This is a genomic window from Aeromonas diversa CDC 2478-85 (genome assembly GCF_000819805.1).
Classification (GTDB): domain Bacteria; phylum Pseudomonadota; class Gammaproteobacteria; order Enterobacterales; family Aeromonadaceae; genus Aeromonas; species Aeromonas diversa.
In genome coordinates, this window is sequence record NZ_CDCE01000010.1 from 53,335 (window position 1) to 76,713 (window position 23,379).

The following is a 23,379-nucleotide window of genomic DNA, read 5'->3' on the forward strand; positions in this document are numbered from 1 at the left end:
CTCTTACATCAGAAGCTGTAGCTCAGGCCGACAGTGAAGAGGTTGATATCAATCTCAGTCTTGGCCTTGGCTTGGCCATAGGTGGAGTTCAGGGTGTACTCCAGCTCTGGACGCAGGTAGTCCCAGCTGGCGCGCAGCGCGAAGCGATCGCTGACCTGATACTGGGCGCCCAGACCGACGATACCGCTGATGTTGCTCTCTCGCTCACTGATATTGCCATAGTAGGGGATGTTGATGGAGAGATCGGCCGCATAATAGGCCAGGCCCCACTTGGCGAAGAGGTTGAAGCGGTCACCAATCGGCAGGCTGACCTTGGGCGCCAGGCTGAGATAATCCATGTGCTCGAGGGTGAAATATTTGCCATCGATAGCGTCGACCCCGCCGAGGGTGGCTTCCAGTGCGAAATAGGGATTGAACTGGTAACCGCCGTACAGGCCGCCGGTCAGGCGGCTCTTGTCCATGTCGAGTTTGTCGGTGTCAACGTTAAGCACGCCGCCCTGGCCTAGGGTCAGTTTTGCATCGTCCATCTGTACGTTGGCGGAGCCGACGGAGACACCGATATAGGGAGATGCCTGGACGCCTGAAGCCAACAGCAGGGTGGCGACAACACTGAATCTGCGCATGTTGTTATGTCCTTCAATTTAAGGGGGATTTTTATTGTTTGTGGAACAACCTGTGTGGCGACCGTCGTTGTGACGATCGGCACGAATATCGGGCACGATCGTATGCCGTGCCCGGCGGTGGCGATATCAGAAAACGCCCGGGCATTTTTAGCCACTGGACGAGGTACACGCGGGGAAGGACCCGGCCTGTCGGCCTTGAGGCGCCGCGCGGTGAGCCAACCCAAATGGGGGGAGAGGGAGTATTGTCCCTATGCAAAATAAGGGTGCTCTGATTAAGTCCCTGCTTTTCAATCGGTTAAACAGACATAACAGTATGGTGCCCATGACGGACAGGGCCGTAAAGGAGATGCAGTCGCATCCCGTTCTCTTTCACGGTAGCGGTGCGGAGTTTTTTAAGATCTGGGCCGTGAATCTCTGGTGACCCTCGGCATCTACTCGGCCTGGGCCAAGGTACGTACCCAGCGCTACTTCTATGGCAGCACCGAGCTCGACGGGGATCGCTTCGAGTACCTGGCCGAGCCCCTGCGCATCCTCAAGGGGCGGATCATCGCCCTGCTCTATGTGGTGGTGACCGGGATCCTCTATCACGTCTCCGCCGCGGGCGCCCTCGCGGTCTGGGCGCTGACGGCAGCCCTGGCCCCCCTGCTTCTGCGGTCATGGTCATGATGGGGGAGCTGGAGTCGCTGGGCGCGACCTTCATCGGGGTGATAGCCATCATGCTCGCCTACGGGGCCGGGCTCGGCTGGATGATGCGCGGCTCGGCGCTCTACACCATCCGGGGATTGAGATACGGAGAGCACGCCTTCGACGTCGATCTCTCCATGCAGACCTACCTGCGCGTCATGGGGGTCAGCACCTTGATTTGGCTGGTGGTCATGGGGGCTACTCTACTCCCTTCCCGATGAAAAAAACGTGAACCGTTTCGGCTATCGGGATGCCCCGCCTTGCCCCAGGCGCTCCTCCAGAAACGCCAGCCAGGCCCCCACCTTGGCGGGCAGGTGGCGCCGGCGCGGATAGACGCACCAGATGCCGTGCTCGGGCAGGGCATGGGTCGGCAAGAGGGGCACCAGGCGGCCCGCGGCGAGATCGTCCCCCACGATAAAGTCCGGCATGTTGCCGATGCCCAGGCCCGCCAGCAGGGCGGTGTGGATGGCGTCGCTGTTGTTGACCTCGAAGTTGCCGCGAGGGGTGACCGCCGCCTCCCCCTCGGGCCCCAGCAGCCGCCACTGGGTGCCGCCGCGAAACAGGGAGTAGAAGAGGCAGTTGTGGGCCTCGAGGTCCCTCGGGGTGCGGGGCGTGCCGGCCCGCGCCAGGTAGGCGGGGGCGGCGCACAGGGTGCTGTGACAAGGGGCGAGGCGGCGGGCGATCAGGCTCGAATCCTCCAGCGCCCCGATGCGCACCGCCACGTCGAACCCCTCGGCCACGAGATCCTGCTGGGCATCGCTCATCTCAAGCTGCAGCTGCACCTCGGGATGGCGGGCGAGAAAGTCGGGGATGAGGGGGGCGATGTGGCGCCGGCCATAGACCATGGGCACCGTCACCCGCAGCAGGCCGCGGGGGGCCACTTGCAGGGCACCGATGGCATCCTCCCCGTCGCTCGCCAGGCGCACCGCGTGGCGCACCGTCTCGAAGTAGCGATCCCCCGCCTCGGTGAGGGTGAGGGAGCGGGTGGTGCGATAGAGGAGCTGGCAGCCGAGGGTCTGCTCGAGCTGGCTCACCTTCTTGCTCAGGGCCGACTTGCTGCTGCCGAGCTGGCGGGCGGCGCCGGAGAAGCTGCCCGCCTCCACCACGGCGACGAAGGCGGGGAGCAGGGCGAAGGCATCCTGGTTCATGCTGTTCTCGTAATGGAAACAATGTTGTTCCAGCATGGCAGATTATCGCCATATCTAAAACAATTTACCCTGCTCCTGTGTTCAACCAAGGAGCATCCCATGATCCCCACCCTCATCGAGCGGCGCCCCGGGCGCCTCGACCTCGGCCAGGCCGTCGGCGCCCTGGCCGCCTTCACCGCCGGCCTGCTGCTGGCGCTGATGATCGCCCAGAACGGCGCCCTGGCCCGCGCCACCGACCCCTGGCTCGCGAGCTGGCTCGCCCACGGGGTCGGCACTCTGGTGGCCGCGCTGCTGTGGTGCCTGACCCCCAGGGCTGCAGGCCCGGAGGCTGCCCCGGGCTGGGCCTGGCTTGGCGGCCTGCCGGGGGCGCTCACCGTGGTGCTGGCGGCCCTGTGCCTCAACTCGTCCCTCGGCATGGCGGGCACCCTGGCGCTGCTCCTGCTCGGTCAGCTGCTGTTCGGTGCCCTGTGCGATGGCGCCGGCTGGTTCGGGCTGGCGCGCCGCCTCCCCTCTGGGATGGACGCGCTCGCCGCCCTGCTGGTGATGGCCGGCGCCCTGCGTATCGTGCTCGGTTAGGAGAAACACCATGACCATCCTTATTCTGCTGGGACTGCTCAACGGCGTGGCGGTGAGCCTGTCGCGCACCCTCAACGGCCGGCTCGCCGGCGCCCGGGGCGCCCTGATGGCGTCGCTCGCCAACCACCTGCTCGGCTTCGGGGTGCTCGGCGCCCTGCTGCTGTTGACGGGGGCCCCCTGGGGGCGCCTCGCCGGGCTCGATCCCTGGCTGCTGCTGGGCGGGGCGCTGGGGGCACTGTTCGTGGCCATCAGCAGCTGGGCCATCGGCCGGGTCGGTGCCCTGGCCTGCGCCCTGCTCATCGTGGCGGGGCAGCTGGTCGGGGGGGCGCTGCTCGATGCCCTGGCCGGGCGCCTGGAGGCGAGCGATCTGCTCGGTATCCTGCTGGTGCTGGCCGGTACCGGCCTGCAGCGCTGGCAGGCTGGGCGAAAAAACAGGCAATGACAGGCTGGGGCGAGCGAAGCCGAATTTTGTTTCTATATCGAATCGTTTTACCGCTTTTTATGTGACGAGGATCACTGTAGCATCGCCGCCCGGCCTGCCAGAGCCGTGATACGCCCTCACTGTTTGTCCGCTTTGGCGCCACCCGATACATGCCGTCACCCGGATGTGAATGACCCCAGGATGGGACCCGCCACTGAACCGCAGGTTTGGTGGTTCATGTGTCGCAGTGGGTCGGATCCTGTGCGATAGCTCCCCTCCTGCGACCTTTGCTCCACCACTCCTGCACCGCAACGCTTTGCTTCATAGGTGCAAGATGACTGTATTGTTGAGTCTGGTGGGCATGCTGGCCCTGATGTTTATCGCCTGGTTGGCCAGTGAAAACCGTCGTGCTATCCGTTGGCGCACCGTGCTGGGGGCCCTTGCCCTGCAGACCGGCTTCGCCGCCCTTGTGCTCTATTTCCCCCCCGGTCAGGTGCTGCTCGGCGCCATGAGTAGCGGCGTCTCTGCCCTGCTCGGCTTCGCCGACAGCGGCATCCGCTTCGTGTTCGGCGATCTGGCCACCGGCGGCTTCATCTTCGCCGTGCGGGTGCTGCCGCTGGTCATCTTCATCAGCGCACTCATCGCCGTGCTCTATCACTTCGGCATCATGCAGTGGGTGATCCGGGTGCTGGGGGGCGGCATTCACCGCCTGCTCGGCACCAGCCGCGCCGAATCCCTGGTGGCCACCGGCAACATCTTCCTCTCCCAGGGGGAGTCTCCCCTGCTCATTCGCCCCTTCCTCGCCAGCATGACCCGCTCCGAGCTGTTTGCCGTGATGACCTGCGGCATGGCCTCGGTGGCCGGCTCGGTGCTGGGTGGCTACGCCGGTCTGGGGGTGGAGCTCAAATACCTCATCGCCGCCTCCTTCATGGCCGCGCCCGGTGGGCTCTTGATGGCTAAGCTCCTGGTGCCCGAGCAGCAGCAGGTGAGCGAGCAGGTGGCCATCACCCTCGACAAGAGCGAATACAGCAACGCCATCGACGCCCTGGCGGGCGGCGCCCTGAGCGGCATGAAGATCGCCGTGGCCATCGGCACCATCTTGCTGGCCTTCGTCAGCGCCATCACCATGGTCAACGCCGGTCTCACCACGGTGGGCGAGTGGTTCGGCTGGAGCAACCTCTCGTTGCAGCAGCTGCTGGGCTATCTGTTTGCCCCCGTGGCCTGGCTCATCGGCGTGCCCAAGAGCGAGATGATGGCGGCCGGCTCGCTCATCGGTCAGAAGGTGATCATGAACGAGTTCGTCGCCTATCTGGACTTTGCCAACATCAAGCAGGAGCTCAGCGCCCACACCCAGATCATCGTCACCTTCGCCCTGTGCGGCTTTGCCAACCTGGGGTCGATTGCGGTGCAGCTTGGCTCCATCGGCACCATGGCCCCGGAGCGTCGTCACGACGTGGCGAGCCTGGGCCTGCGCGCCGTGCTGGCTGCCACCCTGGCCAACCTGATGAGTGCCACCCTGGCGGGTCTCTTCGCCACCCTGGGCTAATGTCCTGAAAAAAAAGCCCCGTCTCGCCGCAAGCGGGACGGGGCTTTTTTGCAACTAGCCGAGGCGGCTTCACACTCCCCACACAGTCGGGGGTTAGGGTGGCGCCACAATTCAAGGAGAACCCGATGTCACCTGCCACCCCCATGTCACGCCCGCGGCTGCTTGCCGTCTTTATCCTCACCGCTCTGACGGTCGTGTTGATCGCCCTCTACGCCAGGGGGCCCTTCTGGCGCGGCTTTCTCGGCGATGTGACCATAGTGCTGGTGCTCTTTAGCGGCGCCGGGCTTGTGGTGCGCCGCGAGCCGCGTCGACTGGCCCTCTGGGTGCTGGGTTTTTGCTTCGTGGTGGAGGGGGCCCAGGGGCTGCATCTGGTGGACCGGCTCGGGATCCAGGCTCACTGGCTCAGGGTCGCCATCGGCAACCACTTCGATCCCCTCGATCTGCTGGCCTACACCCTGGGGGCGGCCCTGGCCGCCCTGATTGGCAGTCACGCCTTGCGTCGCCCTGACGGGCCGGGCCAGCCCGAGGGGCCCGGGATCACTTGGCCAGGTAAGGGTCAAACTCCGGGGTGTGGCGAGACGCAAAGCCCTGAGGCGTCTTGATCACCAGAAACGCGGCCAGCCGGTGGTCCCTGGCATAGGCCATGGCCTTCTCTGGCCCCATCACCATCAGGGCCGTGTCGTAGGCATCGGCCTCGAGGGCGCTGGGCAGGATAACGGTGGCCGAGACCAGCTTGTGGCTGATGGGGTGGCCGGTCACCGGATCTATGATGTGGGAGTAACGCACCCCGTCGCGCTCGTAGTAGTTGCGATAGCTGCCCGCGGTGCTGACCGCCATCCCCTTGGGGGTGACCACGGCCTGGAAGGCGCCCGGTTGATCGGAAGGGTCGACGATGGCGACCCGCCACGGCTTGCCCTTGGGGTTGTGGCCCTGGCTTCGCACCGCGCCGGCGATCTCTATCAGATAGTTGTGCACTCCGGCCTGCTCGAGCAGCGTGGCGATGGCATCAGAGCCCGCCCCCTCGCCCAGGGTCGAGAGATCTAGATAGAGATCGGGCCGACGCTTGGCCAGCAGGGGCTGGCCATCACTGCCACGGCTCAGCTCCAGCTTGTCGATGCCCACCCGCTCCCGGGCGGCGGCGATCGCCTGCTGGTCGGGGGTCTTGTTGGGGCGCTTGTCCGGGCCAAAGCCCCACAGGTTGACCAGGGGGCCCACGGTCACATCCAGCTGACCCCGGGTGCGCTCTCCCGCCTCGATTCCCTGCGCCACTATCTTGGCCATCCGCTCGGGGATGGGGTGGGGCCGGGTATCTTGGGCGCGGTTGAAGCGGGAGATGACCGAGTCGGGGTCGTAGGTGGAGATCTCCCGGTTTATCTCCAGCAGCAGGGCATCGACCCGGCTCTGCAGGGCGCGCTCTCCGCCCGGGAAGGGATCGGCCAGGGTGACCGCATAGAAGGTGCCCATGGTGCGCCCCTCGATACGGGTCATCTCGGGCTTGGGCTGGCAGGCCTGCAGCAGGATCAGGGGCAGAAGCAGTAACAGAGAGCGGAACATGGGGACCTCGGTGCCACAAAGGGCCACAGGGTAAACCGGGATGCGGGGGAAGTGGGAGAGGGGGAATTAATCCCCCTTGGGTTAGGTTGGCGTGTCAGGGAAGGGCGATGCCGGCGACGGCCCGGCGTGGCCACGCTGCAGCAGGTCCCAGCGGTTGCCATAGAGATCCTCAAACACCACTACGGTGCCGTACTCCTCCACGCGCGGCGTCTCGCAAAAGTGCACGCCTCGCGCCTTCATCGCCTCGTAATCTCGCCAAAAATCATTGGTCTGCAAGAAGAGAAAGACCCGGCCACCGCTCTGGTTGCCGACACACTGCCGCTGCTTGGGGCCACTGGCCCTGGCCAGCAGCAGGTGCGTGCCGTTCGAGTTGGGGGGCGAGACCAGCACCCAGCGTTTCCCGCCGCCCAGATCGCTATCCTCAATCAGGGTGAAGCCGAGTTGCCGGGTATAGAAGGCGATGGCCTCATCGTAGTCATCCACCACCAGGGCGATGCACCCTATCTGCTGTTGTATCTCTGCTGTCATACGCCACTCACTCAGGAAACGCCCTATCTTACCCTCAGTTGCTTGAGCAGGGTGCGAATGAGCTGCCCCAGGTGCACCGGAATGATCACAAACAGGGCCATCCCCTGGTTAAAGCCGGGATTGAGGGTGCGGTAGTACTGGATGTCGGGCTTGTCGCTGGCGGCCAGGGAGGCGAGCTCTTCCTGGGTGTAGTGGCTGGCGCGCCCGACCCGCACCAGACAGCGCAGCCCGGTCGTCTCGCTTATCTCCCCCCCGGGGTTGAAGCGCTCGAAGAGCTCGCGCGAGCCGCTGTGCTCGGGGTGCGGCCAGATGATGCCGGTGCGTCTGGCCATGGCGCGGTACATGGCCGGGCTTAGCATGGTATCGGCGTAGTAGATCCGGCGCCAGGGACGGCGCAGCCACCCCTTGACGCTCTCCCACAGGGAGAAGGCAAAGGTATTGCCCCCGTTGCGATAGGCCGGCAGAAAGCCCGCCGAGGCGCGGATCACCGTCACCTCGTCCTCGTCGCTGAAGGTGAGCAGGCAATAACCCACCAGATCTGGCCCGTCGAAGTAGAGGCGCAGCTTGCGCTCGAAGGCATCGGGGCCATCGAAATACTTCTGCAAATAGGCCTCGGGCGCTACGCCGCTAAAGCTGGCCGTGATGATCCGGCTTATCCCCTCGCGCTGCGCCTGGGATAGCCAGCGCCGGGTTTGGGTCAGATCCTGTGTCGATAGGGTCATGGGATGTGCCTCGTTGTGGTCGGGTGCTCCCCCTGGGGGAGGTGCTCGGTCAAGCTTCTGGCCTATGGTGAGTATTCCAATCCCGGCGGGATTGCCGCTATGCGGGGTCTTGATGCGGCTATGCCGCATAGGGGGTTCGCCCGCCCATTTGGAGGAGCGCAGCCAAGCTCCTTGCCTGTGGCGAGCGGCTTGATGCGGCTATGCCGCATAGGGATTTCGCCCGCCCTGCCGGCTGTGGCGAGTGACTTTTCTTTGCGTGGCCAAAGAAAAGTCACCAAAAGAAAGGCCACTCCCGCTGATTCGCTCTCCTTCGTCGAGTCCCCTCGCCTCAGCCACAGCACCGATGGCCCGCGCCGACGGGCCTTCCCTGGCCCGCCGCCGCTCGCTCGACATCCCTGTCTCGCGACCTGGTGCAGTGGCGTCGCCTCGGCGAATCAGAGGGGGAGCCAATACCGTGCCCGACTGTGACTGGGGCGGTAGATCGCCGGTCTATTGGCCGCTACGCGGCACTCAGAGCCGTGGTCCCACGCCGGAAAAACATGGGCTTGTCACGTATCCAGCTCTGCCACCATAACTAAAACGTTATGCCCCTTGTATTCAACTTGCTCAATTGGCATAAATCCACAGCTGGAGTATAAGCCACCCGATAACGCCTCGGTTTGGAGGTATAACTTTTTAATACCTATTTTTTTCGCGCGTTGAATTATATTCTCTGTTAATGCTCTGCCAATACCATTACCCCGTGAACCTTCGTCAACGTAAACGCCACCGAGCCAAAATTCGTATTCAGGGTATATATCCATCTCTCGAATTTTTAATTCTGCCGCGCCCAGTAGTTCGTTGTCTTTCTTGGCAATGACGAGTAATGGGGCCGATTCACGATTAACTGATTTTGAGAGTTTGTTTTTTACGCGGTCAATGGTTACGCCAGGAATAGCGCTTATCCACTCGTCAAAATACCATTTAGCAACCGTATCCAACGCATTGAGATTATCCGCGAGCAGTTCTAGTTTCATAATAATTCCAGTGAGGCGTAACGTTAGGGGGGGGCAGTCACCATTTTTGTTCTCTTGGCCACCTGGTGGGCTCAGAATGGTGGGTGTCCAGTTTCTTCATCCTTCCGGTTCATCGGTATTTCATTTTGGGCATTTAACGCCTGGCTCTGGGGCTGCATGGAGCGTAGCGTAATGCAGTCCATAGCAGCCGCTGTTTACATTTTTTTCTCTATCGAAGAGTAGCTGTTCGCTGGTTTTGTAAATGTCTGACCAAGTACCACCAAGATTGGTGTAAGGTATTAGCTTGTACTCTTCATCATGCACTTTTAAGAAGACGACATTAATGCCTGATGATTGGTGGAGTTTGATGGCTTCTGATTTAATGCTATCACTCGAATTGCAACCTAAATAGATGCATTTAATACTGTTGAGTGGGGTTTTTGAAACGTATATTTCATTTCCTAATGCATCTTTGATATTTAGGCTTTTACATTCAGACAATGGCTTGGTTATTCTGATTTCATTTTCGTACGACCAAATGTCAGATTTAAAATACAGTTCTTCGATAGCCACATACTCATTTTCATACAAAAGCTTAGCGTCAATGATTGGCCTGCGAGGAAGATAGTGAACTGAACTAGAATTTTTGATGAATTCACTATCTGGCTTAAACTCAATTACTATGCCTTGGTGTGACTCTGCATAGTGCGCCCACATTAGGAAGTTCGCCGGCATAAGTGTTTCTGCTTGTGTAAGACACAAGATGCCAATTTTTTCATTTAGTTGCGAGAAGATGTTCTTCCCATCTAATTTTCGTGATTGAGTTTCTACCGTGTGGTTGGTAAGAAGATACTTCTCATAAGACGATTGGTGTCCATGTATTACGAACTGGCATGGCCGCTCCTCACCCTCAATAAATCCCTCATCCAATACATGAAATTCTGGCTGTAACTCGAACGGATCATTAAATGCTTTGGGCTGAGAGAATCTTATTGTTTGGTCTTTGAGGAAACACTCCGCAGATAAATTCCCCAAGTATTTATATGTTTTCACCCCGACTCCCTATGTGGCACCGAGAAATGTAACGCTCTGCTAAGGGGTGAGCAACGCAATAGTGATGCCGACGCAAACCACCTTAATCACTAAATTCAACGTATTGTAAAAATGCCACGCGTTGCGAATCCCTCTTGAGCAGCTTGTTAGCTTTGTTGTTTCGGTGGCCTCAATTTCTTGTCATTGTACTTGGGTAAGTGACCGTACGCCTCGAAATACCAAGCAAAAGCATCGTATTCCGCTTTAACTACTTCACCCATTTGTTTGAGGTCATTCGATGAAGGTTCTTTCGTGTTACAAAGAAAAGGCAATACAGAGACAAACAACCTCTTAGCTAATTGTTCACCATCTGGAAAATCATATCGTACTCGCTCACAACCTCCATGCTTGCCACCTCGTTTGTCTCTTAAGGAATTATTAAACTGTTCCAGACGCCCTTTAATTCCTTGCACCGAGTTACTCATGCCGAAATAAACAATATCATCTAAAATATCAAAGCTCCTTCCCTCTAAATGTGCATCACTTATTGATATTGCATAAATTCCTGGATATTTAATCTGTTGATGTTCATTACGGTTATCCCATAATTTCCACGTAGAAAACTTCAATGCTATCTCCTAAATGCTAACAGTGATTAGATGGAAGGCGGTATTAATCCGTTAGCGGAGAGTTCCATATAACTCCGCAACATTTTTATCGCCGCCAAGTAGAAATGATTTTGAAATAAGAATGTTACCAGCTCACCTCTAGCAGCGGGACGTATTCGCTTGACGTCCTCTTTTTGCGCCACCATGACGACTGTATAAAAAACAGTGCATGGGGTGCTCATAAATAACGCCGTTAAACCACGCCAGCGTGAACAGATCAGAAATAAACATGCGGCCGTCACCAGTGGATCCCAGTGGGCAACTCTCGCTTATTCATGCCATTCGGCAAGGCTAGCATCCCTGAATGACGGCCTCCCGTCAGCTGCTGTTAACCTGCGGCGTTGTTTTGGCCTGCTTGGTGGCGGCTATCCCAGTGCTTCGACAGCAGCAAGTGCAACAGAGGGGCACCCATCATTGTTGCCAAGGCCCCTCATCGCTCGCGATCTATTGGCCGCGACGCATAGAACTGTGGGTATCCTGGCATTCGCTTCCGTACTTACTAATAACCAAGATACTTTTTGTTTGGCATTTCACCTTTAAAGAAACCCTCAAATACTAATTGTAACCGCTCACGACGTTGGTATAACTGATCTTGATTAATGTGCTTAATTTCGAAGCCATCATTTGGATCAAAATGACAGCTTATAGATTGCGACAAATAGCTGTAAATGCGCATTGCAGGCCAGAATACTTCTCTTGGAATAGAGCTTTGACCTGCGTACCTCTCGCATGCTTCATAGAGGTAATTTTCTAATTTGTAGTATTCTTCATCATCCCAAACATGGTTCTCGTGAAAAACACCAACAAAAGAGCCCTCTGAGTATTCTTTACTCCAGGAAAAATTCCTATTTATTTCGTTCATGCTTACTTACTGCTAACAGTGATTAGATGGAAGGCGATATTAATCTGTTAGCAGAGCATTCCATATAACTCCGTAACATCTTTATCGCCGCCAAATAGAAATGATTTTGAAATCAGAATGTTCGCGGGACGTATTTGCTTGACTTCCTCTTTTTGCGCCACCATTACGACTGTATAAAAAAGTGCATGGGTGGCTCCGGTGAGTCGGTTGCCAAACAGCTATGTTAGCGAGCGAGGTGGGGGAAGAGGGCCAGGGTTGTTGCCTTCGCTGGATCAATCAATTGATCGATCAAGTTGGGATGGCCAGCCTGCTTGGTGGCGGCTATCCCAGTGCTTCGGCAGCAGCAAGTGCAACAGAGGGTCACCCATCGTTGTTGCCAAGGCCCCTCATCGTTCGCCGATCTATTGGCCGCGGCGCATAGAGCTGTGGGTGTCCTGGCATTCGCCTGAGCAAATAGTTAGACCACGTTGCGACGTGCGGCTTCCAAATTTCGAACGAACTCCTCCTTGTTGCGAGGAGAAATCATGACCGACTTGCCACGCCCATATTCGATTCGCAACCTATCCAGCGACAGCGCCGGACTCGACAATGGGCTGTTGGTGGGCGTGATATTGACGATCTCGCGGAGTGGGATGCGCAGCCGGATGGGCCCGGAGCTGACGAACAGCGTGTCACCTTCTAGCCGATAGTAGGTGGTCGTGAGCAGCCACGTAGGCAAACCGGCGCCGACCGTCACAGCAACCAGCGCGATCGGCCACGCCAGTGCTGTTGGTTCAACGCTAAGTGCCGTCACTGCGCCTGCCAAGGAGGCAAGCACAGCAAATACGAGCACGACAGCGAGCCAGGTGTCGATCTTCGAGCGATAAAGGATTGCCATAACGTTTCCTGTGCGATCTAACGTTGGAAATCAGCCAGCCGCTTTAGCGGGTCGGCTGCATTGATGTGTCAGCTTATTTGCGGACGTGAGCTTGATATACGGCTTGATTCCAAGGGAGGCCATAGAAGCCGTCCTTGGCCAGAGCCAGGGAGTCCCCCCTTTTTGACGCCGTTGTGGTCATTAAAACTAGGAGGGTCACTATTTTGAGTGGCGCAGTGAACGCCACTTGCTTATCAATTTCATCAGGCATGGCTACCGCCCCTGAATTACAGCCTCCAGTCTGCTGCTGTTTCCCTGCGCGGTTGTTCTGGCCTGGCTCATGGGTGACTCCGACGAGACCGTTGCCAAACGACTATGTTAGCGAACCAGGCTGGGTTGGAAAGAGGCTGCGCGTTATTTCCCGAGCAAGATCAATAAATTGTTTAATGGTTATGAAACGGGGCATCAGAAGGGGCCTCTTGGGCCCACAAGACGTCACTCGCACGGGCCCGCAGGGCGGCGAAACGCCTGCGAGGTTGTCGCCCTCGTCTCCTATGCTGCTGCGTCACCTCAACGGGCCGGTCGCCGGGCAGGAGCCTGGCCAAGCCCTTGATGGCCCGTTATCCGCCAGAGGCCTGGCTGGTTAGCCGCCGCTTAATCCGTTCTCTTTTCTGGCTTTAATGATGTCGGCCTTGTTCTCAGCGACATATTTCTTGAACTCCATGAAGTTGTCTTCAACCTCTCGGTAGATCTCGGGGAATCGACTCTTGGGGGTAAAGGCGTTCTCGTGTTCAGCATTCCACGCAATCGCCTTCGTGATGAGTCGCTCCCAGTTGTCTGCATCGGAGCCGGCATATTCATTGATGGGTTGCCCGACTACCTGCATCAGGGATGAGTAAAGCGCGGGCTCTCCACTGGGCTCTAAATCCGGGTTTGCCATCAGATGGGCGCGATAGCGCATCTGTCCGACGTAGTACCAGACGACCGCCTCATCTTTTTTGCCCTGGTTAAAGAGCTCGGCCGCCAGCTGGATGTAAGTGACCGGATGTTTTTGGGTAATACCATTGAGCATCTCGCTGGCAGAGGCCTGGCGCTCGCCAATCTGGCATGTGGCTTTTTCGGGATAAGCGCAGGCGGCGATGAGGCATACAGCAAGAAAACAGGACACGACATTGTTCATAACATCATCCGTGGTAAGTGGTGGCAGCGAACGCGTCGCCAGTGGGCAACACCCAAGGTTGGGCTGGGGAATGGGTAACCGCGGCTCGCTGGTTGCCAAACGGATATCTTAGCGCCCGTGGCCGAATAAGGAAGAGGGTGATGGGCGTTTCCTGAGCAAGTTCAGTCGATTAATCGCTATTGGTCGGCACTGGCGCGGCAACAGATGCAGGCAATCGGGGGCCATTTGAGGTATCAGCAGGGGCTGGGTATGGGCCCCCCCTTCAATCCGCCGAAGGAAGAGGGAGTCAGGTGAGGGGCTTGAGCGAGCCCCTGCGAGAGTCTACTCGGCAGACACCGTTATCTCCTGGCACTGGCTATCCGGTTGGCCATAGCGCTCCAGCAGGGCTTCTTTACCCTTGGTCCAGAGCGAGAGGTTTTGCCCCTCGTACTTGGCGCCGCTGGCGGTGCGCACGTTGAAGGCGAGCAACTGCTGGGGGGCGGCCCCTTTGTCGCTCAGGTTGATGACGGCAGCGCTCTGGGCCGTCTCGTTGTAGAAGTAGACGGTGAGTCGGGTGTCGCCGCAGCGATAGCCGACGGGGGCGGGCACCATCACCTGGCCACCCTTGATCTGCAGCGCTGCGATGCGGGTGAGGTAGTTTTGCTCGACGCAGGCGCGCACATCGCTCCCCTTCCAGCACTCGTTGCGCCCCTTGATCCAGCCGCGCTGCATCGCCTTCTCCTGTTTTTTCTCCTCGTCACTCATCCCCTTGATGGCCTTGGGCCAGAGGGCGCTGAGCTGGTTGTCGAGGCGGGCGAGGGCGGCATCCTTGCAGATGAGCTGCTCCACCTCGCCGCTCGCCTTGGCGCAGTCGAAGGAGGGGGCGGCCAGGGCCGTGAAGGGGAGGGGCAGCAGCAGGGCGATGAGGGGACATTTCATAACAGAGGCTCCATCGGATTGGTGGCATAAGGCTACTCCAATCCGCACCATCTTGGCAGCGCCTGCACCGGGCACTGCGAAGCGGGCTGTCGGGCCCAGGTGGTGCATCCCGGCCAGATGACAGAGATAACAGCACACTCAGAGCGGCCCTGCGTCTCAGGCGGCTGCCAGGGTATGGCGGCAGCGCCAGGCCTTTTCATGGAAGAAGAAGATCAGGGTGTTGACCGAAGGCTCGACCAGGGCCATGAGACCGCCGGTCAGCAGCTCACCGCTCAAGAGCCAGGCCACGGTGAAGGCGACCGAGAAGTGCACCAGGGCAAAGCTGGCCGTCTTGGCCTGCAGGCTGTGCTCGGGCCTGAACCACTGCCACCCCTTGTCGTGCAGGTAGAAGGCCACCGTGTTGACCATGGGCTCGATCAGGGCGATCAGGCTGGCGATCAGCAGCTCGCCCGTCAGCAGCCAGGCCAGGGTAAAGGCGACGGTAAAGTGCAGTCCGGCGAAGCTGATGGTCTTTTTCATGATGGTCTCTCCCTCTTTGCTTGCTAGGCAGTATCCACCAATCAGTTCGCAAATGATATCTATTATCATCTATTGGCTCGTTCGGTCTTGCCTATCGATGGCCCCGTATCGCAGAGGTGGGGTCAAGGGATGCATCTGTGCTCGGGGCAAGGCGCTCCTATCGATATCAATGCCAACCTGCCGCGGTGAGGGACTCGGTTCATGGGGATGTTATCGGTGCGGGAATGAGGTGGGGCGGGAATGCCACTACGCGGGGGAGCCTGCCCTTTAGGGGGAGAGCTGCCGAGCTTTAGACCTGCGACGAGTCCTTGACTGCGGCTGCGCCATCATCCCTGACGGCGCGACTGACCTTGCTCCTTCCCCTCGGCGGATTGGAGGGGGGTGACAATACCGTGCGTGACCGGGGCGGCAGAGCGCCGAGCTGTTGGCTGCTACACGGCGCTCAGAACACGGCGCTCAGAACGGTGGGTGTCCCAACATTCGCCTTGGTGTCCCGGAATCGGTCCAAGACCGTGCCCGTCAGTGATTGAGGGGGCGCTCGCCGATCTGTTGGCCGCTACGCGGTGCTCAGAACGCTGGGTGTCCCATTTGATTGACGAACCGATAAGCCCCTTCGGTATCACGGCGCTATTCCAGGGCCCGGTAGCTCACCTGGTCATTGATGCCACCGGCCTCAAGGTCTATGGCGAAGGCGAATGGAAAATTCGCAAACACGGCAAGGAGAAGCGACGAGTGTGGCGCAAGCTCCACCTGGCGGTGGATGCCACAACCCATGCGGTCATCGCTGCCGAAGTCAGCCTGGAGACGGTGGCGGATAACGAGGTGTTACCGACGTTGCTCAACCCCTTACGACGCAAGATAAAACAGGTCAGCGCCGATGGCGCGTATGACACCAAGGCCTGTCATGCGCTACTGAAGAAGAAGGGGGCGAAAGCCACCATACCGCCGAGAAAAAACGCGGCGCTGTGGGAGGAGGGGCATCCCCGCAACGAAGCGGTGACGGCGCTCAAGGCCGATGAACTGGAGCAATGGAAGAAAGACTCCGGCTATCACCAGCGCTCGATAGCCGAGACCGCCATGTACCGGTTCAAGCAACTCATCGGGCCAAAGCTGAGCCTGCGGAACTACAACGCCCAAGTGGGCGAAATCCTGGCTGGCGTGAAGGTGATGAACAAGCTGATAGGGCTTGGTATGCCTGTTCGCCAGCCAGTGAATTGAGTGGTATCAACGGGTTGGGGAACGGCCATCCAGCGACGGATTTGATCAACAACGCCCCTTAAACACCAAACGCAACGCATGGTAAAAATGCCAAGCGTTGCGAATCACTCTTAAACAGATTGTTAAGTGCCACTTTCAATCTGCAAAGCTTCAATCACTTCTTTATTGATTTCTTTTGGCTTTATTTGTTCACCTAATTCATAAGTAACTTTCAAGTAATCCAATAATTTTTGGTGATTCCCCTTTAAACTTGGATAGAGAGCAAACAAACGTTGAGCCCACTGATATTCTTGGAACCCAGAAGAATAATATGTATTAGGATTGTACCCTGAATAGTCATACTTCCAAGTATTGTTATAGTTTGCTATCGCTTGTTCCATATCTCCGGATATCAAATATGTAAGCATAAGACCATAAGAAGTGTTTGAGGATAGCTCAAGAAGATCTGCTTGTTTGTATAGCGATAGTGAAAGCTGAAAGTACTCTCTAGACTTCTCTACATCATTAGTGGATAAATAGATCCAACCAAAAGAGTTTGCCATGTTGTAATCCATGGGTAGTTTCGTACCGATGAGTTTTCTAATTGACTCAGTATGATGTTGATACTTGTATGGTTTATCTGAATTCGCTATCGAGGTGAGGTAAGGGGTAACAACAGCTGTTAACATTTCGCTAGTTACTTTGTCATCTAGCATAGTTTTTAATGATTTCTGATACTCAAAAATTGCGCCATCATTATCAATTGACTGTGCGATTAGCAGCTGTTGATAAGGCTCTAATTTCTCAGCTACAAACTCTTCAAACTTACTTTCGATAAACACATAGCCACCATACAATGAAGCAACAATAGTCAACACCGCCACAGCTAAATTTGTAACCTTAGTTCCAAGGGATTCTTCCGCCATTTTATCCTCAAATTTTTAATCTATAATTGTAAAACTACTGCCACTGGCACTTAACAGTGATTAGATGGAAGGCGGTACTAATCCGTTAGCAGAGAATTCCATCTAACTCCGTAACATTTCAATCGCCGCCAAGTAAAAATCATCATTAAATCATAATGTTATCCGTTTGCTTCTTATGCTGGGTGTATTCGCGTGACTTCCTCTTTTTTCGCCACCATGACGGCTGTGTAAAAAAACAGTACATGGGTTGCTCATTGAAAGCGCCGCCAAACCACGCCAACGTGAACAGCTCAGAAATAAACATAAGGCCCGTCATCACCTTGGGTGGACCCAGTGGGCAGCTCTTGCTGATCCATTCCATCCGGCAAGGCTACCGCCCCTGAATGACAGCCTCCAGTCTGCTGCTGTTAACCTGCGATGTTGCGTAGACCTGGCTCATGGGTGACTCCGGTGAGTCGGTTGCCAAACGGCTATGTTAGCGAGTGGAGCGGGGGAGGAAAGCAGGAGACGATGGTTTCCTGAGCAAGATCAATAAATTAATCAGCTTGAGTCGTGTTGGAGTAGATCAGCAATACCGAAGGGGCTAATCAGTTCGTCGTTCCAGTTATCAGCAAGAGCATCAGGGCGGCAGGGTATTGGCTCCCCCTTCAATCCGCCGAGGTGAGGGTGCAAGGCCAGGGACGATCAGTGGCTACATCAATGCATCCCGTATCGGTAAGAGTATCCGTGGGGCACGGTATTGGTTCCCCCTCTGATTCGCCGAGGTGAGGCCATCAGGCCAGGTCGCGAGACAGGGATGTCGAGCGAGAGGCGGCGGTCCAAGGATGGACCGTCGGCGCGTGCCGTCGGCCTGATGGCTGAGGCGAGGGAACTCGACGAAGGAGAGCGAATCGGCGGGGTTGGCCTTTCTTTTGGTGACTTTTCTTTGGCCACGCAAAGAAAAGTCACTCGCCACAGCCCGCAGGGCGGGCGAAACCCCGCATAGCGGCAATCCCGCTGGGATTGTGATGCTTGCCATAGGCAAGGAGCTTGGCCGAGTTCCTCCAAGTGGGCGGGCGAAACCCCTTCGAGGAGGAACTCCTCGCGTCCTATGCGGCGCAGCCGCATCAGAGGGCTAGGCATAGGCAAGGAGCTTGGCCGAGCGCCCCCTGCGTGCGGTGCAGCCGCATCAAAGGGCTGTCCATAGGCCAGGAGCTTGGCCCGAGCGCCTCACTCCTCCCGGCGACTCAGCCACTCGACCCGGTACCGGGCGCCGGCGCCCTGGGCCAGCCTGGCGCACAGGGGGTTGAGGAAGGACTCGATCTGCTCGTCCAGCATCCAGGGGGGGCTGACGATCACCATGCCGGAGCCGTTCATGCCCCAGTCCGGGGTCTGACCGGCCACTTCCAGCTCGGCCACCAGCACGTCGCCAAAGCCTGCCTTGGCGATGGCGCTGAGCATGTCGCGGGAGCGATCCGCCTCGCGCCCGAGGATCGGATACCAGACGGCGTAGATGCCGGTGGCCCAGCGCTTCTGCGCCTTTTTCAGGGTGTCGACCACCCGGACGTAGTCCTCTTTCAGCTCATAGGGGGGATCGATCAGCACCAGGCCGCGGCGCGGGGTCGGCGGCAGCAGCCCCACCAGCCCCTCGAAGCCGTCCCTGTGGTGCACTGTGACCCGCTCGTCCCCTTCCATGTTGCCGCGCAGGGACTCCACCTCGTTGTTGTGCAGCTCCATCAGCACCACCCTGTCCTGCTCGCGGGTGAGGCGGCGCGACAGCTCGGGGGAGCCCGGGTAGTAGGTGAGGGTGCCGTCATCGTTCATGGCGCGCACCGCCCCCAGGTACTCCTCAATGCTCGCCCAGCTCTGTTGCTCGCCCCACAGGCGGCCGATGCCGTCGGCATACTCGGCCTTTTTTTGGGCCCATTCGCCGCGCAGATCGTAGAGACCGCCGCCGGCGTGGGTGTCGAGCACGATAAAGGGTTTCTCTTTTTTCTTCAGGCTCGCCAGGATCAGGGCCTGCACGGCGTGTTTGAGGACGTCGGCGTGGTTACCGGCGTGAAAGGCGTGGCGATAGCTCAGCATGGGCTCTCTCTATAAAACGGGTACCTGTGCCAGGGGCACTGAGGTGCTTAATGGGGCGGGCGTAAGTGCCCGGGCCGGGTCGCGCCGAACTCGGCGAGCCGGGGGCCAAGGCCCAGGGTCATCAGATAGTGGCAAAGGGCGGCGCCGATGGCGAGTTGGCCCGCCGGGGCCTGGCTGGCGGCGGCCAACAGGCGCGTCTGCTGCTCGCGCTCCAGGGCCAGCTCGTGGTCCAGCAGGGCCCGGTAATCGCATTCGGCAAGCTGCGCCTTGAGGCGCCGGCGCAGGGCGCGAAATTCGCCGAGCACGGCCTCGAGGGGGGCGATGGCCGCCTCGAGAACATCCAGGGGCGGCGCCGCCTCACCCGCCTCGTCACACCAGGCGAGCAGCAGGGCCAGGTTGACGCTGCCGCCGGCCTGTTGCAGCGCCAGCCAGCTGGAGGGGGCGCGGCTATAACGCTCGGCCGCCCAGCTCCAGAAGGCCTGCGCCGTGGGCCAGTTACTCGGCGGCAAAGGCCTGCTCCATGGTCTCGAGCTCTTCCGAGAGGCTCATCCACTCGAGCTCGACCCCTTCCAGCTCTTCTTTGAGCGGCCCCTGGGATTTAAGCAGCGCCGAGAGTCTGCCCTTGGCGCTCTCTTCATAGATGGCCGGGTCGGCCAGCTGGCTCTCTATCTCCCCCAGCTTGCCTTGCAGCTTCTCCATGCTCGCCTCGAGCTTCTCGAGTTTCTGGCGCAGCGGCCGGGTCGCTTGCCGGAACTCCGCCTCGCGGCGCTTCTGATCCTTGCGGGCCACGGCCGAGTTGGCCGCGGCCGGGGCATCGGCGGGCTTGGCGCTCGCCTCTTTATCCTGATCGCCGAGCCACTTGTGGTAGTCGTCGAGATCCCCGTCGAAGGCCTCGACCCGGCCGCCGTGGACCAGGTAGAAGTCGTCGGTGGTGGTGCGCAGCAGGTGACGGTCGTGCGAGACCACCACCATGGCCCCCTCGAAGCCTTGCAGGGCCAGGGTCAGGGCGTGGCGCATCTCGAGATCCAGGTGGTTGGTCGGCTCATCGAGCAGCAGCAGGTTGGGGCGCTGCCAGGTGATGAGGGCCAGCACCAGACGCGCCTTCTCGCCGCCCGAGAAGGGGGCCACCTTGTCGAGCGCCTTGTCGCCGTGAAAACCGAAGCTGCCCAGGTAGTTGCGCAGCTCCTGCTCGGGCTTGTCCGGCGCCAGACGCACCAGGTGATCGAGGGGGGAGTCGTCCAGGCGCAGTGTCTCGAGCTGGTGCTGGGCGAAGTAGCCGATGCTCACCCCGGCGCTCACCTCGAGCTTGCCCGACAGCGGCGCGTTGGAGCCCGCCAGCATCTTGATGAAGGTGGACTTGCCCGCCCCGTTGCGACCCAAGAGGCCGATGCGCGAACCCGGCACCAGGTTGAGCTTGATCTTCTCCAGGATCACCTTGTCGCCGTAGCCGGCGCTCAAGTTTTCCATGGCGATAAGCGGAGTCGGCAGGGCGGCAGGATCGCGAAACTCGAAGCTGAACTCGGAGTCGGCGTGGGCGGGCAGGATCTTCTCCATCCGCTCCATGGCTTTCAAGCGGCTCTGGGCCTGGCGCGCCTTGGAGGCCTTGTAGCGGAATCTGTCCACGTAAGATTGCATGTGGGCAATCTCGCGCTGCTGCTTTTCGAACATGGACTGCTGCTGGGCCAAGTGCTCGGCCCGTTGCAGTTCGAAGTCGGAGTAGCCGCCAGTGTATTCGTTGAGCTTGCCGTTCTCGATATGGATGATGCGCCCCACCACGGCATCGAGGAAGTCCCGGTCGTGAGAGATGAGGATCAGGGTGCCCTGATAGCTTTTGAGCCACTTCTCCAGCCAGATGACGGCGTCGAGATCCAGGTGGTTGGTCGGTTCATCGAGCAGCAGCAGATCGGAGCGGCACAACAGGGCCTGGGCCAGGTTGAGGCGCATGCGCCAGCCCCCGGAGAAGCTGCGCACCGGTGAGGCGAGTTGTTCGTCGCCAAAGCCAAGGCCGTGCAACAGTTCGGCGGCGCGGGCGCGGATGCTCCAGGCGCCTATGGTGTCGAGCTTGCCGTGCAGGTCAGCCACCAGCATGCCGTCGTCGGCGGCCTCGGCCGCCTTGAGCCTGGCCTCCAGGGCGCGGTACTCCTTGTCCCCGTCGATGACGTAGTCGAGGGCCGAGCAGTCGAGCGCCGGGGTCTCCTGGGCGACGCCGGCGATCTGCCAGCCACTCGGCACGCTGCACGAGCCGGCGTCCAGGGTCAGTTCGCCACGGATCAGGGCGAAGAAGGTGGATTTGCCACACCCGTTCTTGCCCACCAGGCCGACCTTGTGGCCGGGGTGGATGGTGGCGCTGGCGCCATCGAGCAGCTTGCGGGCGCCGCGGATCAGTTCGACTTCACTGGCAACTATCATGGGGATTGGGTACCGGAAAGGGGTCGGAAAAAACGCGAGAATATTACGTGAAATGGCTCTGCTTTGCACTCTGGCCCACAATTATGGGAGCCGGACCCGGGTTAGTCGCCTGCCGGCGGTCGTAGAATGGAACCCACAACAAGCACAAACAGGAAGCTTCTATGCGAGTCGCAGAGATGATGTCTCCCGCCCCCATTGCCGTCGGGGTTGAGGACCCACTGTCCCAGTTGAGTGAGCTACTGCAATCGGTCACCTTTCATCACTTCCCCGTGTTGGCCGGCGGGGAGTTGGTCGGTGTCATCAAAGATACCGATATCTATCGGGCCATGGTGCTGCAAGGGGATACCGGTGCCCCCCTCATCGCCTCCCAGATCATGACGTCCCACCCCATCACGGTCGGGGCGCGCATGTCGGTACAAAGCGCCGCCAACCTGATGTTGAGTGAGGGGGTCTCTTGCCTGCCGGTGCTGGACAATGCCGAGTTGATCGGCATTGTCACCTGGAAGGATATGCTCAAGGCCTGTGTCGAGAGTGACTGCTTTCAGGGCTGAAGGGGCTCGACGGTGAGCCGGTGTGAGTCGGCTCCCGTGATACGCACCTTGCTGCCGGCCGGCAGGCTCTGATCGCAGCGCACCGTCCAGACGGTATCGTCCAGGTGCACCCGGCTGAGGCCTTGCTCGACCGGCTCTATCAGCAGCACTTCCCGCCCTACATACCCCAGCAGCCGCTGGTTGATCCCGGCGGCTGCGTCTTTTGGTGCCCGATCTTGCCCGTGTTGCCAGCGCCACCACAGCCAGGTGGTAACGATGCTCTGGATGGCGAACAGCAGCCACTGCCCCTGCCAGCCGAAGGGGATGATGAGCAGCAAGAGCCCCACCTCGAGGGCGGCGATGCCGGTCCACAGCAGCAGACCGACGCTGCCCATCACCTCGATGGCGAGCAGGGCACAGCCCAGCCCCAGCCAGTGCCAGTGAGAGAGGGTGGCGAGCCACTCCATCATGATTGTTGCTCCCCGCGCTTGCCGATCAGCTCGCCGATGCCGCCGATGGCCCCGATGAGCTGGCTCGCCTCGAGCGGCATCATGACAATCTTGCTGTTCTCGCTCTCGCCGATGCGGGTCAGCGCCTCGGTGTATTTCTGGGCCACGAAGTAGTTGACCGCCTGCACGTTCCCCTTGGCGATCGCCTGGGAGACCATCTCGGTGGCGCGCGCCTCGGCCTCGGCGGCCCGCTCGCGCGCCTCGGCGGCGAGGAAGGCGGCCTGACGTTCACCCTCGGCCTTGAGGATCTGGGACTGCTTTTCCCCCTCGGCCTTGAGGATCTTCGACTGGCGCACCCCTTCGGCTTCCAGAATCTCGGCGCGTTTCTGGCGCTCGGCCTTCATCTGGGCATTCATCGCCTCGACCAGATCGGTGGGCGGCTGCACGTCGCGGATCTCGATGCGGGTCACCTTGACCCCCCAGGGGGCGGTGGCGGCGTCCACGGTACGCAGCAACTTCTCATTGATGGTGTCGCGCTGGGAGAGCATCTCGTCGAGCTCCATGGCGCCTAGCACGGTCCGGATGTTGGTCATGGTCAGATTACGGATGGCGCTCATCAGATCGTTGACCTCATAGGCGGCGCGGTGCGCCTCGACCACCTGTACGAAGCTGATGGCGTCTATGGTGACGTTGGCGTTATCACGGGAGATCACCTCTTGAGAGGGGATGTCGAGCACCTGCTCCATCATGATGATGCGATGGCCGACCCGATCGACAAACGGAATGAGGAGGTTCAAGCCCGGGGTCAGGGTGCGGGTGTAGCGGCCGAAGCGCTCCACGGTCCAGTTGTAGCCCTGGGGCACTATCTTGATGCCGGCGCCCAGGGTGGCGATCACCAGGATCACGAAAATCGCCAAGACAATCAGGGATTCATTCATCATTTGGCTCCTTTTGGATGATAGGGGCAGCTTA

General features: G+C 59.3%; 26 protein-coding genes and 1 pseudogene. 8 read left to right on the plus strand and 19 right to left on the minus strand.

Annotated features, from left to right (window positions below; translation table 11 throughout):
* Positions 1-8 precede the first annotated feature (8 nt).
* Complete coding sequence (locus tag BN1121_RS02040) at positions 9-623, minus strand: outer membrane protein (protein WP_005352272.1); 615 nt, start codon at positions 621-623, stop codon at positions 9-11.
* Positions 624-1,040: 417 nt separating this feature from the next.
* On the opposite strand from BN1121_RS02040, the gene BN1121_RS02045 reads away from it, so the two are divergent.
* Both BN1121_RS02045 and BN1121_RS02050 read left to right on the plus strand, forming a co-directional pair.
* On the plus strand, positions 1,041-1,289 hold the full coding sequence (locus BN1121_RS02045; protein ID WP_005352277.1) for a DUF898 family protein: 249 nt from the start codon (positions 1,041-1,043) through the stop codon (positions 1,287-1,289).
* The gene (locus BN1121_RS02050; protein WP_005352279.1) at positions 1,286-1,528 is read left to right on the plus strand and encodes a hypothetical protein; all 243 of its coding nucleotides are present in this window, start codon (positions 1,286-1,288) and stop codon (positions 1,526-1,528) included. The genes BN1121_RS02045 and BN1121_RS02050 overlap by 4 nt, the downstream gene beginning before the upstream one ends.
* Positions 1,529-1,549: 21 nt before the next feature.
* Here the strand turns inward: BN1121_RS02050 and BN1121_RS02055 are convergent, their stop codons facing one another.
* Positions 1,550-2,491, minus strand: coding sequence for a LysR family transcriptional regulator (locus BN1121_RS02055; RefSeq protein ID WP_231552984.1), 942 nt, complete (start codon positions 2,489-2,491; stop codon positions 1,550-1,552).
* Between the two features lie 63 nt (positions 2,492-2,554).
* Between BN1121_RS02055 and BN1121_RS02060 the strand changes: the two genes are divergently transcribed.
* The 4 genes from BN1121_RS02060 to BN1121_RS02075 all read left to right on the plus strand — a co-directional run bounded on the left by BN1121_RS02060 (position 2,555) and on the right by BN1121_RS02075 (position 5,600).
* Positions 2,555-3,031 (plus strand): DMT family transporter, encoded by a 477-nt coding sequence (locus tag BN1121_RS02060; RefSeq protein ID WP_005352282.1) that lies wholly within the window; start codon positions 2,555-2,557, stop codon positions 3,029-3,031.
* Positions 3,032-3,041: 10 nt separating this feature from the next.
* Positions 3,042-3,473: a DMT family transporter gene (locus BN1121_RS02065; RefSeq protein ID WP_005352284.1), complete on the plus strand. Its 432-nt coding sequence runs from the start codon at positions 3,042-3,044 to the stop codon at positions 3,471-3,473.
* A 313-nt stretch (positions 3,474-3,786) separates the two neighbouring features.
* Complete coding sequence (locus BN1121_RS02070; RefSeq protein ID WP_005352286.1) at positions 3,787-4,998, plus strand: NupC/NupG family nucleoside CNT transporter; 1,212 nt, start codon at positions 3,787-3,789, stop codon at positions 4,996-4,998.
* Positions 4,999-5,123: 125 nt separating this feature from the next.
* Positions 5,124-5,600 carry a ribosomal maturation YjgA family protein gene (locus BN1121_RS02075; RefSeq protein ID WP_051067521.1) on the plus strand — a complete coding sequence of 159 codons (477 nt, stop codon included), beginning with the start codon at positions 5,124-5,126 and terminating at the stop codon, positions 5,598-5,600.
* On the opposite strand, the gene BN1121_RS02080 is transcribed toward BN1121_RS02075, so the two are convergent.
* From BN1121_RS02080 to BN1121_RS02115, 11 genes are all read right to left on the minus strand, one after another.
* Complete coding sequence (locus tag BN1121_RS02080; protein WP_005352290.1) at positions 5,536-6,552, minus strand: FAD:protein FMN transferase ApbE; 1,017 nt, start codon at positions 6,550-6,552, stop codon at positions 5,536-5,538. The two genes, BN1121_RS02075 and BN1121_RS02080, sit on opposite strands and share 65 nt — an antisense overlap.
* Before the next feature lie 81 nt (positions 6,553-6,633).
* Complete coding sequence (locus BN1121_RS02085) at positions 6,634-7,080, minus strand: VOC family protein (protein WP_005352294.1); 447 nt, start codon at positions 7,078-7,080, stop codon at positions 6,634-6,636.
* 23 nt (positions 7,081-7,103) lie between these two features.
* On the minus strand, positions 7,104-7,802 hold the full coding sequence (locus BN1121_RS02090) for a hypothetical protein (RefSeq protein WP_005352296.1): 699 nt from the start codon (positions 7,800-7,802) through the stop codon (positions 7,104-7,106).
* A gap of 548 nt (positions 7,803-8,350) precedes the next feature.
* Positions 8,351-8,818, minus strand: coding sequence for a GNAT family N-acetyltransferase (locus BN1121_RS02095; protein ID WP_005352298.1), 468 nt, complete (start codon positions 8,816-8,818; stop codon positions 8,351-8,353).
* A gap of 120 nt (positions 8,819-8,938) precedes the next feature.
* Positions 8,939-9,850, minus strand: coding sequence for a DUF2971 domain-containing protein (locus tag BN1121_RS19105; protein WP_081606426.1), 912 nt, complete (start codon positions 9,848-9,850; stop codon positions 8,939-8,941).
* 146 nt (positions 9,851-9,996) lie between these two features.
* Positions 9,997-10,458 carry a hypothetical protein gene (locus tag BN1121_RS19115; RefSeq protein WP_081606427.1) on the minus strand — a complete coding sequence of 154 codons (462 nt, stop codon included), beginning with the start codon at positions 10,456-10,458 and terminating at the stop codon, positions 9,997-9,999.
* Between the two features lie 538 nt (positions 10,459-10,996).
* Positions 10,997-11,359 (minus strand): Imm41 family immunity protein, encoded by a 363-nt coding sequence (locus tag BN1121_RS19120; protein ID WP_081606428.1) that lies wholly within the window; start codon positions 11,357-11,359, stop codon positions 10,997-10,999.
* Between the two features lie 457 nt (positions 11,360-11,816).
* Complete coding sequence (locus BN1121_RS02100; RefSeq protein WP_005352302.1) at positions 11,817-12,236, minus strand: PH domain-containing protein; 420 nt, start codon at positions 12,234-12,236, stop codon at positions 11,817-11,819.
* A 622-nt stretch (positions 12,237-12,858) separates the two neighbouring features.
* Positions 12,859-13,395 carry a hypothetical protein gene (locus BN1121_RS02105; RefSeq protein ID WP_005352304.1) on the minus strand — a complete coding sequence of 179 codons (537 nt, stop codon included), beginning with the start codon at positions 13,393-13,395 and terminating at the stop codon, positions 12,859-12,861.
* A 321-nt stretch (positions 13,396-13,716) separates the two neighbouring features.
* On the minus strand, positions 13,717-14,313 hold the full coding sequence (locus BN1121_RS02110; protein ID WP_043597082.1) for an MliC family protein: 597 nt from the start codon (positions 14,311-14,313) through the stop codon (positions 13,717-13,719).
* Positions 14,314-14,469: 156 nt separating this feature from the next.
* Entirely contained in the window at positions 14,470-14,832 is a 363-nt protein-coding gene (locus BN1121_RS02115) for a DUF2061 domain-containing protein (protein WP_005350418.1), read from the minus strand.
* A gap of 636 nt (positions 14,833-15,468) precedes the next feature.
* On the opposite strand from BN1121_RS02115, the pseudogene BN1121_RS02120 reads away from it, so the two are divergent.
* Positions 15,469-16,050 (plus strand): annotated as a pseudogene (locus BN1121_RS02120) (IS5 family transposase); the annotation flags it as partial.
* A gap of 122 nt (positions 16,051-16,172) precedes the next feature.
* Here the strand turns inward: BN1121_RS02120 and BN1121_RS02125 are convergent.
* The 4 genes from BN1121_RS02125 to BN1121_RS02145 all read right to left on the minus strand — a co-directional run bounded on the left by BN1121_RS02125 (position 16,173) and on the right by BN1121_RS02145 (position 21,428).
* Entirely contained in the window at positions 16,173-16,955 is a 783-nt protein-coding gene (locus BN1121_RS02125) for a hypothetical protein (protein ID WP_005350424.1), read from the minus strand.
* 1,209 nt (positions 16,956-18,164) lie between these two features.
* Complete coding sequence (locus BN1121_RS02135; protein ID WP_005350427.1) at positions 18,165-19,019, minus strand: 23S rRNA (adenine(2030)-N(6))-methyltransferase RlmJ; 855 nt, start codon at positions 19,017-19,019, stop codon at positions 18,165-18,167.
* A gap of 47 nt (positions 19,020-19,066) precedes the next feature.
* On the minus strand, positions 19,067-19,528 hold the full coding sequence (locus BN1121_RS02140) for a DUF2390 domain-containing protein (protein ID WP_005350430.1): 462 nt from the start codon (positions 19,526-19,528) through the stop codon (positions 19,067-19,069).
* Positions 19,515-21,428 (minus strand): ABC transporter ATP-binding protein, encoded by a 1,914-nt coding sequence (locus BN1121_RS02145; RefSeq protein WP_005350433.1) that lies wholly within the window; start codon positions 21,426-21,428, stop codon positions 19,515-19,517. The genes BN1121_RS02140 and BN1121_RS02145 overlap by 14 nt, the downstream gene beginning before the upstream one ends.
* Positions 21,429-21,589: 161 nt before the next feature.
* Between BN1121_RS02145 and BN1121_RS02150 the strand changes: the two genes are divergently transcribed.
* Positions 21,590-21,979, plus strand: coding sequence for a CBS domain-containing protein (locus BN1121_RS02150; protein ID WP_005350444.1), 390 nt, complete (start codon positions 21,590-21,592; stop codon positions 21,977-21,979).
* Here the strand turns inward: BN1121_RS02150 and BN1121_RS02155 are convergent.
* Both BN1121_RS02155 and BN1121_RS02160 read right to left on the minus strand, forming a co-directional pair.
* On the minus strand, positions 21,970-22,428 hold the full coding sequence (locus tag BN1121_RS02155) for an NfeD family protein (protein WP_005350446.1): 459 nt from the start codon (positions 22,426-22,428) through the stop codon (positions 21,970-21,972). The genes BN1121_RS02150 and BN1121_RS02155 overlap by 10 nt on opposite strands.
* Positions 22,425-23,345: an SPFH domain-containing protein gene (locus tag BN1121_RS02160; protein ID WP_005350449.1), complete on the minus strand. Its 921-nt coding sequence runs from the start codon at positions 23,343-23,345 to the stop codon at positions 22,425-22,427. Before BN1121_RS02160 ends, BN1121_RS02155 begins: the two co-directional genes overlap by 4 nt.
* Positions 23,346-23,379: the final 34 nt, after the last annotated feature.